This window comes from Flavobacterium sp. FlaQc-30, assembly GCF_044005885.1.
Taxonomy (GTDB): Bacteria; Bacteroidota; Bacteroidia; order Flavobacteriales; family Flavobacteriaceae; genus Flavobacterium.
Window position 1 is genome coordinate 1,003,746 of sequence record NZ_JBIPCO010000001.1, and the last position, 15,009, is coordinate 1,018,754.

At 35.0% G+C, this 15,009-nt stretch carries 11 protein-coding genes; 2 read left to right on the plus strand and 9 right to left on the minus strand.

Annotated features, from left to right (window positions below; translation table 11 throughout):
- Nucleotides 1-43 precede the first annotated feature (43 nt).
- Nucleotides 44-790, plus strand: a complete 747-nt coding sequence (locus ACHRV0_RS04405) for a succinate dehydrogenase/fumarate reductase iron-sulfur subunit (RefSeq protein ID WP_129023402.1) — start codon at nucleotides 44-46, stop codon at nucleotides 788-790.
- 65 nt (nucleotides 791-855) lie between these two features.
- On the opposite strand, the gene ACHRV0_RS04410 is transcribed toward ACHRV0_RS04405, so the two are convergent.
- Nucleotides 856-3,159 (minus strand): family 20 glycosylhydrolase, encoded by a 2,304-nt coding sequence (locus ACHRV0_RS04410; protein WP_395440028.1) that lies wholly within the window; start codon nucleotides 3,157-3,159, stop codon nucleotides 856-858.
- Nucleotides 3,160-3,350: 191 nt separating this feature from the next.
- Between ACHRV0_RS04410 and ACHRV0_RS04415 the strand changes: the two genes are divergently transcribed.
- Nucleotides 3,351-4,127, plus strand: coding sequence for a DeoR/GlpR family DNA-binding transcription regulator (locus ACHRV0_RS04415; protein WP_129025146.1), 777 nt, complete (start codon nucleotides 3,351-3,353; stop codon nucleotides 4,125-4,127).
- Here the strand turns inward: ACHRV0_RS04415 and ACHRV0_RS04420 are convergent.
- The 8 genes from ACHRV0_RS04420 to ACHRV0_RS04455 form a co-directional block, all read right to left on the minus strand.
- Nucleotides 4,124-5,194, minus strand: coding sequence for a dipeptidase (locus ACHRV0_RS04420; protein ID WP_395440029.1), 1,071 nt, complete (start codon nucleotides 5,192-5,194; stop codon nucleotides 4,124-4,126). The two genes, ACHRV0_RS04415 and ACHRV0_RS04420, sit on opposite strands and share 4 nt — an antisense overlap.
- Nucleotides 5,195-5,212: 18 nt before the next feature.
- Nucleotides 5,213-6,328, minus strand: a complete 1,116-nt coding sequence (locus tag ACHRV0_RS04425; protein WP_395440030.1) for a D-TA family PLP-dependent enzyme — start codon at nucleotides 6,326-6,328, stop codon at nucleotides 5,213-5,215.
- 3 nt (nucleotides 6,329-6,331) lie between these two features.
- The gene (locus ACHRV0_RS04430) at nucleotides 6,332-6,979 is read right to left on the minus strand and encodes a bifunctional 4-hydroxy-2-oxoglutarate aldolase/2-dehydro-3-deoxy-phosphogluconate aldolase (RefSeq protein WP_129025152.1); all 648 of its coding nucleotides are present in this window, start codon (nucleotides 6,977-6,979) and stop codon (nucleotides 6,332-6,334) included.
- Nucleotides 6,980-6,988: 9 nt separating this feature from the next.
- A complete protein-coding gene (locus ACHRV0_RS04435; protein WP_395440031.1) occupies nucleotides 6,989-8,017 on the minus strand; it encodes a PfkB family carbohydrate kinase in 1,029 nt (342 codons plus the stop codon).
- Between the two features lie 346 nt (nucleotides 8,018-8,363).
- Nucleotides 8,364-8,831, minus strand: a complete 468-nt coding sequence (locus ACHRV0_RS04440; protein ID WP_395440032.1) for a RidA family protein — start codon at nucleotides 8,829-8,831, stop codon at nucleotides 8,364-8,366.
- A 4-nt stretch (nucleotides 8,832-8,835) separates the two neighbouring features.
- Nucleotides 8,836-10,155 (minus strand): GntP family permease, encoded by a 1,320-nt coding sequence (locus tag ACHRV0_RS04445; RefSeq protein ID WP_395440033.1) that lies wholly within the window; start codon nucleotides 10,153-10,155, stop codon nucleotides 8,836-8,838.
- Nucleotides 10,156-10,170: 15 nt separating this feature from the next.
- Entirely contained in the window at nucleotides 10,171-11,700 is a 1,530-nt protein-coding gene (locus ACHRV0_RS04450; protein WP_395440034.1) for a SusD/RagB family nutrient-binding outer membrane lipoprotein, read from the minus strand.
- Nucleotides 11,701-11,734: 34 nt separating this feature from the next.
- Nucleotides 11,735-14,890, minus strand: a complete 3,156-nt coding sequence (locus ACHRV0_RS04455) for a SusC/RagA family TonB-linked outer membrane protein (RefSeq protein WP_395440035.1) — start codon at nucleotides 14,888-14,890, stop codon at nucleotides 11,735-11,737.
- Between the last annotated feature and the right edge of the window lie 119 nt (nucleotides 14,891-15,009).

Genomic DNA, 15,009 nt, shown 5'->3' on the forward strand with positions numbered 1-15,009 from the left:
AAAGTCTTGATACTTATTTCATATTACTTAAAACTTATACAAAATGAAACTTACATTAAAAATATGGCGTCAAAAAAACGCCCAAGATAAAGGAGGGATTGTAGAATATCCTATTGATGGAATCGAACCAGATATGTCTTTCCTTGAAATGCTTGATGTTCTTAACGAACAATTAATCAACAAAGGAGATGAGCCAGTTGCATTTGATCACGATTGTCGTGAGGGAATTTGTGGAATGTGTTCTTTATTCATCAACGGAGAAGCGCACGGACCAGACAGAGGTGTTACAACTTGTCAGTTACACATGCGTATGTTTAAAGATGGCGATACAATTTTTATCGAGCCATTTAGAGCAAAAGCTTTCCCAGTAATTAAAGATTTAGTTGTTGACAGAAGTTCTTTTGACAGAATTCAACACGCAGGAGGATTTATTTCTGTAAATACTTCAGGAAATACTATTGACGCAAATACAATTCCAATTAACAAACACGACGCAGATAAATCATTTGATGCTGCAGCGTGTATTGGTTGTGGAGCTTGTGTTGCAACTTGTAAAAACTCTTCAGCAATGTTGTTCGTTTCTGCAAAAGTATCTCAATATGCTTTATTACCGCAAGGTAAAGTTGAGGCGGTTGACCGTGTATTAAACATGGTTCACCAAATGGATTTAGAAGGTTTTGGTAACTGTACAAATACAGGAGCTTGTGAAATCGAATGTCCAAAAGGAATTTCACTTGAGAATATTGCACGTATGAACCGTGAGTATTTAGCAGCAAGTTTGAAAGGATAATTTAGAACGCAATTTTAGTTTATATTGAAAACGCATCCGCTTAGGCGGATGCGTTTTTTTGTGGTCTATTCGTAAAACAATTGTGAAGCATTTATTTCTTGTTTTTCTTTTCCTTCCTGCTGCATGAAACAGTTTAAAGTTGTTCCTCCAATCTGGTCAAAATAGCTGATGTTTATTTTGTGGAAACCTTTCTCCAATTTTACGACTCCGTAAGCTTCATGTAGCCAATGGATACCATCGTTGTCGACAATTAGTTCATCATCTATAAAAAGCTTCGATCCGTCGTCTGAAAGTGTTGAGAAGGTATAATTTGCTGTTTCTGGAATGTAGATGTATCCGTTAAATTTTAAGCCGATATAACGCTCCAATTTCGTTTTCCATTTCTCGCTGCTGATTTTACCTTCAAGAATTCCAGAATTAATGGGTTTTGCCAATTCTAAATCTTGTACTTGCTGGAATAATTTTCCGGTATAATAATCAAACTTTAAACCTTGTTTTGTTGGTTTTATAGAGAGAGCCGTTTTTAAATCAGGATTTTTGACTATTATTTTATTAATAGAACTTTTTCTTCCGCTTGGACTTATTTGAACAGTTTTTATGGTTCTATATTCTCCTTTTGGAATGTTTATCGTTACAGGCTTTTCGTAAAGTGTTGCGGTTTCGTCTGGATTATAACCGTCAATTGTATAAAAAATCTGCCCGTTTTTAATAGTAGGCTTTAAGTCTAAAACATATTTTGATGTGATTAACGCCGTTTCTTCTGCTCCAAATGGTACTGGAACTTTATACAATCGTTTTTGCGATTCTAGTTTTTCTAAATGATGCGGCATTCGGTTTAAAATGAAACTATTGTAGTTTTTATTTTGAGATTTTGTCCAAGCAATTTCAGCCAAAGCAAATACTCGCGGATAAATTTGGTAATTTAATTTGGCAGGACTCGTCAAATATTCAGACCAAAGATTAGATTGAACTCCCAAAATATATTTTTGTTCATCAATGGTTAAACTGTCTACCGGCGTTGGATTGTAGTTGTAGATTTTTTCGACAGTTACTAGTCTTCCTACGGTAAGCGGTTCTTGTGGAGAGTAGCCTTGATTGTAATCCAGATATAAAAATTGCTCGGGATTCATGATAACAAAATGTTTTTGCTTGGCAGCGCTGATACCGCCAGATTCTCCACGCCAAGACATGACGGCCGCATTTGGAGCCAGTCCGCCTTCGAGCATTTCATCCCAGCCTAAAATTTGTCTGCCGTTTGCATTTAGGAATTTCTCGATTCTGGTTGTTAAGTATGTTTGCAATTCATGCTCGTCTTTTATGCCTAATTCTTTGATTTTTTTCTGACAGTTCGGACATTCTTTCCATCTTGCTTTTGGACATTCATCTCCGCCAATATGAATGTATTTACTCGGAAACAAAGCCATAACTTCAGTTAAAACATCTTCTAAAAATGTAAAAGTTTCTTCTTTTCCAGCGCAAAAAATATCTTCAAAAACACCCCAGTATTCAACAACTTTATATGGGCGATCAGGAAAGCAGGACAAATTAGGATAAGCAGTAACCGCAGCTGTTGCGTGTCCCGGCATTTCGATTTCAGGAATGATGTTAACATAATGTTCTTCGGCAAATTTTACAACGTCTTTGATTTCTTCCTGCGTGTAAAAAACTCCATATGGATTTCCATCAAAAAAATAAGGGAATCTTTCAAACTTATTGCCTACTAAAGTCTGTGCTCTTTTTGATCCTACTTCGGTTAGTTTTGGATATTTTTTTATCTCGATTCTCCAGCCTTGATCGTCAGTTAGGTGCCAATGAAAATTATTTAATTTATAATAAGACATCTGTGCTATAAAATCTTTTATAACATCAATGGTAAAAAAGTGACGACAGACATCTAAATGTAGTCCGCGATAAGTATATTTTGGTTCATCCTCGATAGTAACGCAAGGAAGTTTTATTTCCTGATTTTTGGGTTGGTTTGGGAGCAGTTGCAATAAACTTTGAACAGCATAGAACAATCCTTCTTCATTTCCTGTAACTGTTATTTTTTTTGAAGTTATATTGATTTTGTAAGCTTCTTTTTTTTCAGATGAACTTGGAGTTTGTGCAATAAATAAAACTTCGATACTGCTTTTTTTATTGGGCATATTAGAGTTTACGGCAGATTCAAAAATAGAAGCTGTTCTTTTTTCTTTGGTGCTGAATTTGTTGTCTTTAAAAATGACTTTTATCAATCCGTTAATTCGAATACTGTCTCCAGTAACTTTATAAAAGTTTGGTTCTGGGATTATTGTATTGTTGTTGGATGGGTTTTGAGCATTTCCGAAGAAACAGTAAAACATTAAAAATAAAAAGATACTTTTTTGCATGATTGTTTTCTTGATTTGTAAAACAAATTTAGAGTTTATGAAATGTTTTTTGCAAAAAAAATGCAAAACTAAAATTTGTTTAAATGTCTTTGTAATAGGCTAATTAACTTTTTGGTTACTTTCTGTTATAATTTGTTTCGCAATAATATTGCATTTATTGTTTACCTTTGTTTTTATAAAAATGAATTTGCATGAATAATGATAATGAGTTGGTAAATTACACGAAGGAAGAACGTAAAAATCTTATTTTAAAAGAGATAAATCTGCATACCCGTGTAAGTTTTGAAACACTATCGGTTAAATTGTTTGTTTCAGAAGATACTGTTAGACGCGATGTTAATGAACTTGAATCTGAATCGTTATTGATAAAAGTGAAAGGCGGCGCAATGACAAAAGCGTATCATCATTCTTCATCAAATCAAGTTTATGCGGGCGAGTCTAAACAAATTATTGCGCAAAAAACAATAGGGTTACTTCGCGATGGAATGGTTTTGTTATTAGGAGGCGGTACAACAATTAGAGAGTTTATCCGATTGATTCCTGACTACTTAAACTTGACCATTTTTACTGTTACTGTTTTGTCTGCAGTTGAACTTCTAGACAAACCTAATGTTAAAATTATAATGATTGGCGGCAGTATTTCGTCTTACAGCCAAATGTGTGTGAGCGGCGATGTCTACAATCAATTGGCTAATATTAAAGTTGATTTGTTAATATTAGGTACAAATGCTTTAGACGTCGAAGGTGGTTTCTCAGATTCTGACTGGGAAACGGTTCAGGTAAAAAAAGCAATGATTCAGGCTTCTGAAAAAACAGCGATTCTTACTATTTCTGAAAAATTAGACACGGTTCTAAAAATGAAAATTGCCAACTTATCTGAGGTAGATTACGTTGTTACAGAAGTTGATCCTAACGACGAAAAATTACAAGCGTATAAGAAGGCAGTTCCAAGTTTAGTTTTTGTTTAATCCCAATTCTTCATTAAAAAATTAATCCAGTTCTGGTGAAAGATTTTATCTAAATCTGCATCAGAATATCCGTTGTTTTTAAAGATCAAGACCAATTTTTGTAAATCAGCTATTGTATTTAAATCATACGGAGATTGTTCTGTTCCAAAAGCACCGTCTAAATCTGAACCGACGCCGATGTGATTTGCATTTCCAGCCAATTGACAAATGTGATCCATGTGTTTAAAAACGGTTTCTAAATTGCAATTCATTTCCAAAGGCATCGAAACACCTCTTTGCCAATTCGGAACCAACATCCATGCATCTAAAGCGCCCCCAATAACGGCTCCTCTAGAAACTAAAGCTTTAACCATTTCATCGCTGTATTGACGATTGTGATCAACTAAACTTCGGCAGTTGTTATGACTTGCCCAAACAGGGCCATTATAATGATCTAAAGCCTGCCAGAAAGCATCGTCGCACAAATGAGTTGCGTCCAGAATAATGTTTAAACGCTCCATTTCTTTCAATAAATCAAGTCCGTTTTGATTCATTTTTCCCGTTGCGTCTGTTCCGTTTGCATATCTGCCCGGTCCATAATGTGCGGGACCAATAGCACGTAATCCGTAATTGTATGCTTTTTCTAAATAAGAAATGTCAACAATAGAATCAGCACCTTCTAAACTCAAAATATATCCAATAGGTTTTTTGTCATTTGGAGTACCGTCATTCCACAAATCAATTTGTTTTTGAAGCGATTTTTTATCTGTGATTTGTGTCATTTCTCCCGCTTCTTCCATGGTTTTGTACCAAGTAAGCTGTCCTTGCGTTTGTGCCCAAGCTTGTTCAGGAGAATTCCAACCCGGAATAATACTGTCGGGTTTTACAAATCTTGCAATTTGAGTAGCAACCACAATTCCGATGTTTCCTTTTCGTAAATCGGGAAATGAAACCGTTGCGCGTTCACGATCGGGTTTATCTGTCATTCCTTTTTCTAAATGACGCAAAGCTGTAACATCATTTCGTAAATCTCTATTCCATTCCATTGCATTCATGCTCAGGTCTAAATGGGCGTCTATTATAAACATATTTGTATGGACTTAGTTTTATATATTAATTGTTCTGCTTCTTGCTGCAACCTGCCATTGGTCGCAAATACGGTTTTCTTTATTTATTACCTGAACAGTATCATACAAAGCGCAGGTTGGGCAAACATGATATGGAAGTGCGTAAATCGTATCGCCAATTTTATAATCATTTTGGCCTTTGTTTTCTATAATCAAATGTTCTTCTGAATGTGAAACAGGAATTAAATCTTCATCATTTAAGATTACTACTCTTTTATCAATTGGGTTTTCTGAAGAAACTGCTTTATATCCAATATCAATGCAAAAAGTTGATGCAGTAGGTTTTGAAATAATTGTTCCAACGATAACCAGAGCAGGTTTAAATAATTGTTCGGGTAAATTGGTTTGATAATTGGCATCCCAAAAAACAAAAGTACCTGGACTGCATTCTACATTTTCCTGAAGGGCATAAAATGGGAATGTATTTGATCCGCCGGCAACAATTTTTAATTCGTAATCTAGATTTTGCTGTAGTTTTTCGATTTCATCAGTGATTTTTGTAAAGGCTTCTTGAGCTTCTTCTTTTCGATGCTCGACACTGCCTTTCAAATGACCATCATAAATATGAATTCCAGCCAAATTAATGTTTTTTAGCTGAATAATTTTTTTAGCTAAAACGCCCCAGTTTTCAGAAATGGCGATTCCTGTTCTGTTCATTCCAGTATTTAAATCCAGATAAATGGTGAGATTTAAATCGTGTTCTAAAGCGGTTTCATTTAATGTTTTTGCAGATTCTAAATTGTCGACAATGGTAGAAAAATGAACTTCTGGATATTTTTGAATAAGCGAAATCCATCGGTCAGCTTTAAGTCCAACTGGCTGATAGGCAAGAAGTACATCTGGAATTTGATGTATAGCAGCAAGTTCTGCCTCTGCTATTGTAGCGCATTTTACTTTCTTGATATTGTAAATTTTAAACAACTCTAGAATTTCGCCTATTTTATGTGTTTTGATATGAGGACGCAGTTTTTGAGTGTCTCCTTTTACCAAACTGATCAGATATTCAATATTACAGCGGAGACGATCTTCGTACACTGCTAGATATGGGGTATCAAGTTGAGTTTCGGAATTAATTTTCCACCATTTTTTTTGCATAATCTAGTTTCTTATTTTTTCGATCACTTCAATTAAATTTTGAAATGCTTCGAGTGATTGATCATAAGTTAAATGCTGCAGCATTTCTTTTGAGAATAAATTTGAACCAATTCCAACACAAACAACACCAGATTTAAACCAAGATTTTAAATTACTTTCTTCTAAAGTTACACCTCCAGTGGGCATTATTTTTAAGTTTGGAAAGGGTGCTTTTATTGCTTTTACATATCCCGGCCCTCCAATTTTATCAGCAGGAAAAAGTTTTACAATTTCTGCTCCTTGTTTGTTGGCATATAGAATTTCGTTTAATGTGGCCGCTCCCGGAATCCAGTAAATATTATTTTTAGTACAGTAATTGCCAATTTCTAAATCGGTATGCGGACATACAATACAATCAGCTCCTAGTTTATGATAGGTTTCTGCATCTTCAATATTCAAAATAGATCCCACGGCTATTTTAATGTTTAAATTGTTTGCCTTTTTAAAGTTTACCATTTGGCTGAAAACTTCTTTAGAGTCATTTGAACGCGCAGCAAACTCAATAATTTTAATGCCAGCATCAGCCGCTGATCGCAATATTATTTGGGCAGTTTCGATGTCGATTTGGGTTACTAACGGAAGTACACCTTGCGTTTTTAAAATGCTGTACATATTCTTATTTTATCTATTAATTCTATTACTTGAGCCGTTTTTAATAAAATGACTTATTTCGGCGTTGCTGCTTATTGCAAAATCACCGTGTATACTTTGTTTGATCACGCCGCAGGCTGTTGCCCATTCAATGCATTCTTGCCCAGATAATTTATTGGATAATCCGTATAATAATCCCGCGTTGAAAGCATCTCCAGAACCAATTTGGTCCGTTACAACATGTATTTTATGTTCTTGAGTTTTGTAAAAATTGCCTTCATGAATCAGTAAGCCTTTGTACAGATGCGCTTGTCCTTCTGATTTTCTAAAACTCATTGCCAATGTTTTTAAGTAGGGCATTTTTTCTTTCAGCAGCTCAAACGTTTTTTGAAATCGATTTTCATCGGATTCCTTTATATCGGTTTTGATTCCAAAATAAATTTCAATAGCATCTAAATCGGCTACTGTAATTGTGCTGTATTGAAGTAAATCGGGCATAACTTCGGAAGGATGTTTTCCGTATTGCCATAATTTCGAGCGATAATTAAAATCAGAAGAAATAGGAAGTCCTTTTTTATGTGCGGTAAGAACTGCTTCTTTACAGGCTAAACCAGCTTCATTTGAAACTCCTGGACTTATTCCTGACCAGTGAAAATGAGTAACATCTTCTAATGCTTTATTCCAGTCAATTTGATCTTTTTGAATGGTTGCAAAAGAAGAATTGCTTCTGTCATAAATTACCTGAGATTGTCTGATTTGATTTCCAGATTCAACAAAATATAAACCTAAGCGTTCTCCGCCGTAAACACATTTTGAAGTGTTAACATTGTATTTCTGAAGTTCGTTTAAGGCTAATTGTGCCAGATCATTTTGCGGCAGCCGGGTAATATAATCGGTTTGAATTCCGAGTTGAGAAAGTAAAACACAAACATTTGCTTCGGCGCCGCCTACGTGAATTTTTATTTCATTGGCCTGCGTAAATCGGTTTCCATCAGCAACATTCATTCGGAGTAATAATTCTCCAAAAGTTGCAATTCTAGTTTGTGGTGTTGTATTCATATTTTTTGTTTTTTGCCACAGATTATATGGATTAAAAGGATTTTAAACGTAGCGTTTATTTTTTTAAAACACATAGAAACATAGTTTTTAAAACTGTATAAAAGGCGTTTCACTTGCATTAACAAACATAGCTATGTGTAAAAGCTAGCTTTTTTACTTCCTTCTAGTATTCAAGTAAAATCTATGTTTCTATGTGTTTGAAAATTTTGTCATAGTTTATTGTCGCCACGAATTTCACGAATTTACACTAATTGAATGCGTGAAAAATAATTCGTGAGAATTCGTGAAATTCGCGGCAAACAAAAAAATAATCCTTTTTGATCATGTAATCTGTGGCATATTTTTTTTAATATAATTCGAAAACAGCTTCAACTTCTACAGGAATGTTGTCTGGTAAAGAACCCATTCCTACGGCACTTCTTACGCCAATTCCGTTTTCTTGTCCCCAAACTTCCGCAAACAATTCGCTGCAGCCGTTTATTACATAAGGATGTCTTAAAAAATCGCCATTGCAATTCACCATTCCAAGTACTTTTATGACTCTTTTTACTTTGTTTAGGCTTTCAAAATTGGTTATAATTGTAGAAAGCATAGTTAGTCCGACTTGTCTTGCTGCTAATTTTCCTTCTTCGATATCCATATCATCGCCAATTCGGCCAATGATTAAGGATTTGTCATCTCTAACAGGGCCATGACCTGAAAGGTATAAATATTTACCATCAACTAAATAGGGTTTGTAAATACCCAAAGGCTGAGGTGCTGGCGGTAAAGACAAACCAAGAGTGTCAAATTTTTCTTGAGGTAATAAATTCATGATATTAATGTATTATAGAGTTTAAAATAAAAACGAAAATGATTCCTAAAACAGATACTAATGATTCCATGACTGTCCATGATTTAAAAGTATCTTTCAGGCTGATATTAAAATATTCTTTGAACATCCAGAAACTTGGATCGTTTACATGCGAGCACATTAAACTTCCTGCACCAACTGATAAAACCAGTAAGTTTGGATCTAAGCCATTAAGTTGTAATAAAGGCAATAAAACGCTGGCTGTCATTAATCCGGCAGCGGTTGCAGAGCCCACACAAACGCGAATGATCGCAGCCATTATCCAAGCCAATAAATACGGATGAATGTTTATTTGTGTTAAAGCAGCAACAATAGTATCGTTTACGCCGCTTACAATCATAACTTCTTTTAAACTTCCGGCACCGCCTACGATTAAAACGATCAAAGCAACATCTTTAATGGCAATGGCATAATCATCCATTACAGAAACGAGACTTCGATTCATTCTAATTCCCAGTGTATAGGTGCAAAGAAGTAAAGAAATCAGCATAATCATGCTTGGCTCTCCTATCGTTTTGCAGATGTTTACTAAATTTTCATTTGTTGAAATCAACGGCAGTAAAGAAGTAACTGTTAATCCGAAAACAGGAAATAAAGCAGAAAATAAACTAAGCGAAAAGCTTGGAAGTTTGCCTTGATTGGCAACTTCTTCAACATTTATAATTTCGTGATCAGATTCGGTTTTGATGTTTTTAAGTAAATTAGAAAACAATAAACCCGCTATAAAAATAGTTGGAATCGCTATTATTATTCCATAAATCAAAACCAGTCCAATATCGGCATTTAAAATACTGCTTAACGCCATTGGAGAAGGATGTGGGGGCAAAAAACCGTGTGCTACCGAAAGCGACGCAAGCATAGGGATTCCCAGATATACTTTTGACAATTTAAATTGATGGGCTACTGAAAAGATTAGAGGTACTAACAAAACAAATCCAACACTATAAAATAGAGGTATCCCAACAATAAAACCTGTAATCATTAAGCCTAAACGTACGTATTTTTTGCCTGTCCATCCCATAACTGTTTTGGCAATGACATTAGCCGCTCCTGATGAAACGGTTAGTTTTCCAATACAGGTTCCAAACACAATAATCAATGTGATTGAACCCAGCATTTCGCCTAAACCTTTTTGTACTGTTTGTGACAATGTGTTTATTGGCAGGCCTAAAAATAGACCTGCTAATAAAGCTGTTATTATAAAAGCAATAAACGGATTGATTTTAAACCAAGCAATTTGAATGATTAAAAATGCAATGCATGCCGTAAGAATTAAAATGCTCATTTATGAATTGTGTTTTTATTTATCCCACCAGATTTTTGTTGTGAAAGTATCTGCTCCTTGTCGCTTAACCGCTTCTGCTAAGTTAATCGAATTCACTGAATATTCGCCTGTTGGGTATTTTATACGTCTTGGAATTGTGCCATTTGTAACGTTTCCTGGATAGTTTACAGGAACCAAAACAGGATACCCTGTTCTTCTCCAATTGGCATAAATTTCCTGTTCGTCTACAAATAAAGCAACATAAATTTGAGTGTGAATTTGATTCATTTTTACGTCAAATGATCCTGAAGCATTATACGGATTTGCGGTTAAGTAAGGTGTGGCGTCTGCAATTGCATACGAGCTGCCGTAAATTCCCATGTTTGCGAAAGATGCTTTTACACCTTTTTCATATAAATCCTTGTCAGTTTCACTAGTATACCATCCTCTTGCTGCTGCTTCTGCTAAATACAAGTTTGTTTCGGCATTGCTTATAAGTACAAGCGGTGCATCGTATTTTAAAATGGTATTTTGATTTGGTTCAGAATAAGTTTGTTGTTCTTCTGGTGATGGAGCCGTTTTTATTCCGTTAGGAAAACCTTTTTGTACCGCTGCACTTGTATTTTGTACAGTTCCCTGCCATACTCCAGAGTAAACACTAATTCTAGGATCGGCAGTGTTTTTTAGTAAATCGATAAATGTTTTAGCCAGTTTACCGCCTTCACGATTTGTTTTTCCATACGATCCAGCTGAGTAATCTTCACTTCTAGAGTCAAAACCAACTGGATTTCGGTTAAAGTTGTTTGGACCTTCTTTATATGTCATAATTGCGTTGTCGCCGCTATTTAAAATTACTCCGCCGGCAATCGCTTTGGTTACCCAAGTTTTAGATAATGCAGGATCAACTTTAGATAATCTTAATCCTAAACGAAGCATTAATGAATAAGAGAATTTTTTCCATTTTGCTACATCTCCAGCGTAAATAAAATCGGCTTTGCCAAAACTTGGTTTCGCAGGATCTAATGCAATAGCAGCTTCGTCAAGTTCTTTCAACAAATCTTTGTATATGAATTCTTGTGAATCATATTTTGGAAGAAAAACATTTGCACTATTGGCTTTTGCTGCTTCTGTGTATGGAACATCTCCGTACAAATCGGTGATTTTATGATATAAAAAGGCTTTCCAGATTCTAGCAATATTAAGTTTGTTACTGTCGTTCGGATTGCTTTTTACGGTATTAATTACAATTTCTGTTTCGTTTAATGCCGTAGGGTAGGCTTGGTTGAAATAAGCCGAGTAATACACTTCATTATTTAAGTATTTGTCTCCAACACCCGAAGCTTCTTTGTAGGTAGCATAATGTTGCAGCATTCCGCCGCATTGCAGTATGTTGGTGAAAAAATAGTTGTTTGCCAAGCCATCCAGCTGTGCTCTGCTGAAAATAAAATTCGGATTTGGTTTTTCAACTGCATTTGGGTTCGAATTGATTTCTTCAAAATCTTCCGTACAGGCTGTCATGCTTCCTAAAAGGATACCTGCTATATATAAAAGGGTTATCTTTTTCATGTCTTTTAATTTAAAAATTAGAGATAAAATGAGTTTAAAATTTGATATTTAAACTTAAACCGAAACTTCTGGTTTTTGGCACTCCAAATTGTTCTACACCTTGTGCATTTCCTGCGCTGAATACAGATTCAGGATCTACGTTTGGTGTTTTCTTGTAAAGAATAAACAAGTTTCTTGCAATAAATGAGATCGAAGCTCCTTGAAGTTTTGATAAACCTCTTATTTTATCAACTGGTAATGTGTAGCCTAATATTATTTGACGTAGTTTTATAAAGCTTGCATCATAGATAAATGTTGACGAAATGCTTTTTAAACCATCATAGTAATATCTCAAGTTTTCTGGAGCGATTACCATATCAACAGGATTTCCGTTTGTGTCAACACCTTTAATAGGCAATCCATTTTCACGACCTTCAAGAGTCAATTTAGTTAATCCCATACGTGTTCCGTACAAATCAGTTCCAGAGTATAAGCTTCCGCCGAATTTACCATCAATTAAAAAGCTGAATGATATGTTTTTGTATTTGAATTCGTTCGTAATACCAGCTGTCCAAGGATGCACACCTTCTCCTAATATTTCAAGTGGTCCTCTTGCAATTGCAGCTGAACCTCCGCTTAAAGTATATACAGTATTTCCGTTTGCATCTTTAAGAGGTCTGTATCCTTTTATCGTGCTGTAAGGATGTCCAACATCACTTGTGATAGTTGCATAACCGTTTACAGAAGTTGCCATCGTTATAGAATTTAATCCATCTGTAAGCGCTTCAACTTTGTTCTCATTGTAAGAACCGTTGAAACTTGCATCCCATGAAAAATTACGAGAGTTGATGATTTTACCGCTTAGTAAAAATTCAATTCCTTTATTTCTCATTTTTCCAAGGTTTAATAAAGCACTGTTTGCTCCTGAACCTGTTGAAATTGTAGTTTCGACAATGTCATTTGTAGTTGAACGATTGTACCATGCAAAATCTAGATTTAAGCGATTGTTGAAAAAGCCTAAATCAGTTCCAACCTCAATTGTTGTTGAAGTTAAAGGGCTTAAAGTTGAATTTGGAACTCTGTTGCTTGTAGGTGTTTGCAATTGTTCGCCATTATGTCCGCCTTGAACCATTGAGTAAGATTGGTTTAATGCATAAGGATCTGGTGTTGCTCCTCCTACTTGAGCCCATGAACTTCTAAGTTTTGCAAATGAAATAAATTCAGGCATTTTTACAATATCAGATACTATAATACTCGTTCCAACTGATGGATAAAATACTGAATTATTGTCTGGTGAAAGTGTTGAGAACCAATCTTGACGACCTGTAAAGTTTAAAAACACAACATTTTTATAATCTAAATCTACAGCACCATAAACAGAGTTTGTTTTTGTTTTTCCGTAAGGATAGCTGTAGGTAATTGTACCTAAGTTGCTTAGTGCATAAAAATCATCCAATACAAAACCAGAACCTTCAATTCTTGTTTCATCTCTCAAAGTAGTACGAGAGTTTACACCCACTAATGCATTTAAAGAGAAATTGTTGTAAATGTTTTTCTTAGTATAATTAAGAATGGCTTCTGAATTTAAATTAGATAATTTCATTTTTGAACCTTGCGCATATCCAACAGGATTGTTTAAAGTTGTTTTTGGAATGTATCCAAAGAAATCATAGTTTGTAAAATCTTGACCAATTCTACCTTGAAGAAATAATTCAGGAGTAAAGTTCAGTTTTACATTCAACATACCGATAAAACGGTTTTTAGTATCGCTGTTTTTTATTTTATTGACAACAAAATAAGGGTTTGTCGCAATTGCAACTGGGTTCCAAGCTTCTTCAATACCGTTTTCATCATAACCTGGGGCAAGATTTCTAATGTCAACCGTGTTGGCAATCATATAAGTTCCCCAGTTAGGGTTTGCTTCAGCATCTGAAACCGTAACTCTATTATTGTTTTTTTCTAAATTGTATTGCGCCACCACATCAAATTTTAACCAATCAGTTAAGTTTACATTGCTCGCAATATTTACACTTTTACGGTTAAAACCAGAGTTTGGTACAACAGATTGATTGTCCATATTCGAGAACGAAAGACGTCCTGTTGCTTTTTCAGTTCCGCCGGATAAAGCGATCGAATTGATAAAAGTTGTTCCCGTTTCGTAGAAATTCTTGATATTATTTTTCTGAGGGCTGTATGGTCTTTTTACCCCGTCAAATTGAATAACGTCAGTTCCGTCCATTTTTGCACCCCAAGACCAGCGGCCATAATTTATTGCCTCTGCTTTAGTAGTTGGTTTTTTATTGGCATCTCCAGAACCATATTCGTATTGCCAATCGGGTATGATCGAAGGCGTTTCGAAAGTAAAAGAAGTATTGTATTCAACTCCAATTCCTTTTTGAATTGAACCTCTTTTTGTCTGAATCAAGATCACACCATTTGCAGCATTTGCACCATACAATGCTGCTGCAGTTCCACCTTTAAGAACCGTAATAGTTTTAATATCGTCTGGATTTATAACAGCAGTTCCGTCACCTCGGTCAACATTAATTCTGGTTTGTCCCGCGCCATTTCCAATTCCAGGTAAATTAAGCTGCGTATTGTCAATAGGCAAGTCGTTAACCACATACATTGGCTGGTTGTTTCCGTTTAAGGAACCATTTCCTCTAATAACAACCCTTGTCGAACCGTTTGGTCCCGTTGCAGTACTGCTCACGTTTACACCGGCAATTTTACCTACTAAAGCATTTGAAATATTGGTTTCTTTAGCCTTTGTAAATTCAGTTCCTTTTAATTCAGTTACCGCATAAGCAACAGCTTTACTGCTTTTTTTAACCCCTAATGCTGTTACTAAAACCTGATCTAAAACATTTTCTGCAGGTTTTAAACGTATAACTAAATCTTTAGCTGCATTTAATTCATATTCTAAAGTTGCGTAACCCATGTAAGAAACGATAATATGAGTTTCGTTTTCTGGTACATTTAATTTGAATTTTCCTGTTTCATCAGTAATAGATGCATTTTTTTTATTGCTTTTAGCATAAATTGTTGCACCTGCAATTGGCATTCCATCATCCTGACCAATTACTTGGCCTGAAATTTCAACCTGACTGCTTTGTTGCTCAAAAAGATGTTTTTTAATTGCAGTCTCTTTCGCGTTTGCTGAGAAGATTATCCCCCCAATAAACACTAATGAAATTAACTTTGTTTTCATAATTTTTTGGTTTTCACGTTTTTTTTTGGTTTTTATTGGCGATCAAATATATATATTTATTTTTCACATTTGCATTTTTTTTGCAAGAAATGCATTTTTTTTGCATATTTTTTTCCTGA

What these genes read in the sequence shown, in the direction of transcription:
- ACHRV0_RS04415 (WP_129025146.1), top strand. Translation starts at nt 3,351, where the DNA reads ATGAATAATGATAATGAGTTGGTAAATTACACGAAGGAAGAACGTAAA.
- ACHRV0_RS04450 (WP_395440034.1), bottom strand. Translation starts at nt 11,700, where the DNA reads ATGAAAAAGATAACCCTTTTATATATAGCAGGTATCCTTTTAGGAAGC.
- ACHRV0_RS04425 (WP_395440030.1), bottom strand. Translation starts at nt 6,328, where the DNA reads ATGCAAAAAAAATGGTGGAAAATTAATTCCGAAACTCAACTTGATACC.
- ACHRV0_RS04435 (WP_395440031.1), bottom strand. Translation starts at nt 8,017, where the DNA reads ATGAATACAACACCACAAACTAGAATTGCAACTTTTGGAGAATTATTA.
- ACHRV0_RS04430 (WP_129025152.1), bottom strand. Translation starts at nt 6,979, where the DNA reads ATGTACAGCATTTTAAAAACGCAAGGTGTACTTCCGTTAGTAACCCAA.
- ACHRV0_RS04440 (WP_395440032.1), bottom strand. Translation starts at nt 8,831, where the DNA reads ATGAATTTATTACCTCAAGAAAAATTTGACACTCTTGGTTTGTCTTTA.
- ACHRV0_RS04410 (WP_395440028.1), bottom strand. Translation starts at nt 3,159, where the DNA reads ATGCAAAAAAGTATCTTTTTATTTTTAATGTTTTACTGTTTCTTCGGA.
- ACHRV0_RS04405 (WP_129023402.1), top strand. Translation starts at nt 44, where the DNA reads ATGAAACTTACATTAAAAATATGGCGTCAAAAAAACGCCCAAGATAAA.
- ACHRV0_RS04445 (WP_395440033.1), bottom strand. Translation starts at nt 10,155, where the DNA reads ATGAGCATTTTAATTCTTACGGCATGCATTGCATTTTTAATCATTCAA.
- ACHRV0_RS04455 (WP_395440035.1), bottom strand. Translation starts at nt 14,890, where the DNA reads ATGAAAACAAAGTTAATTTCATTAGTGTTTATTGGGGGGATAATCTTC.
- ACHRV0_RS04420 (WP_395440029.1), bottom strand. Translation starts at nt 5,194, where the DNA reads ATGTTTATAATAGACGCCCATTTAGACCTGAGCATGAATGCAATGGAA.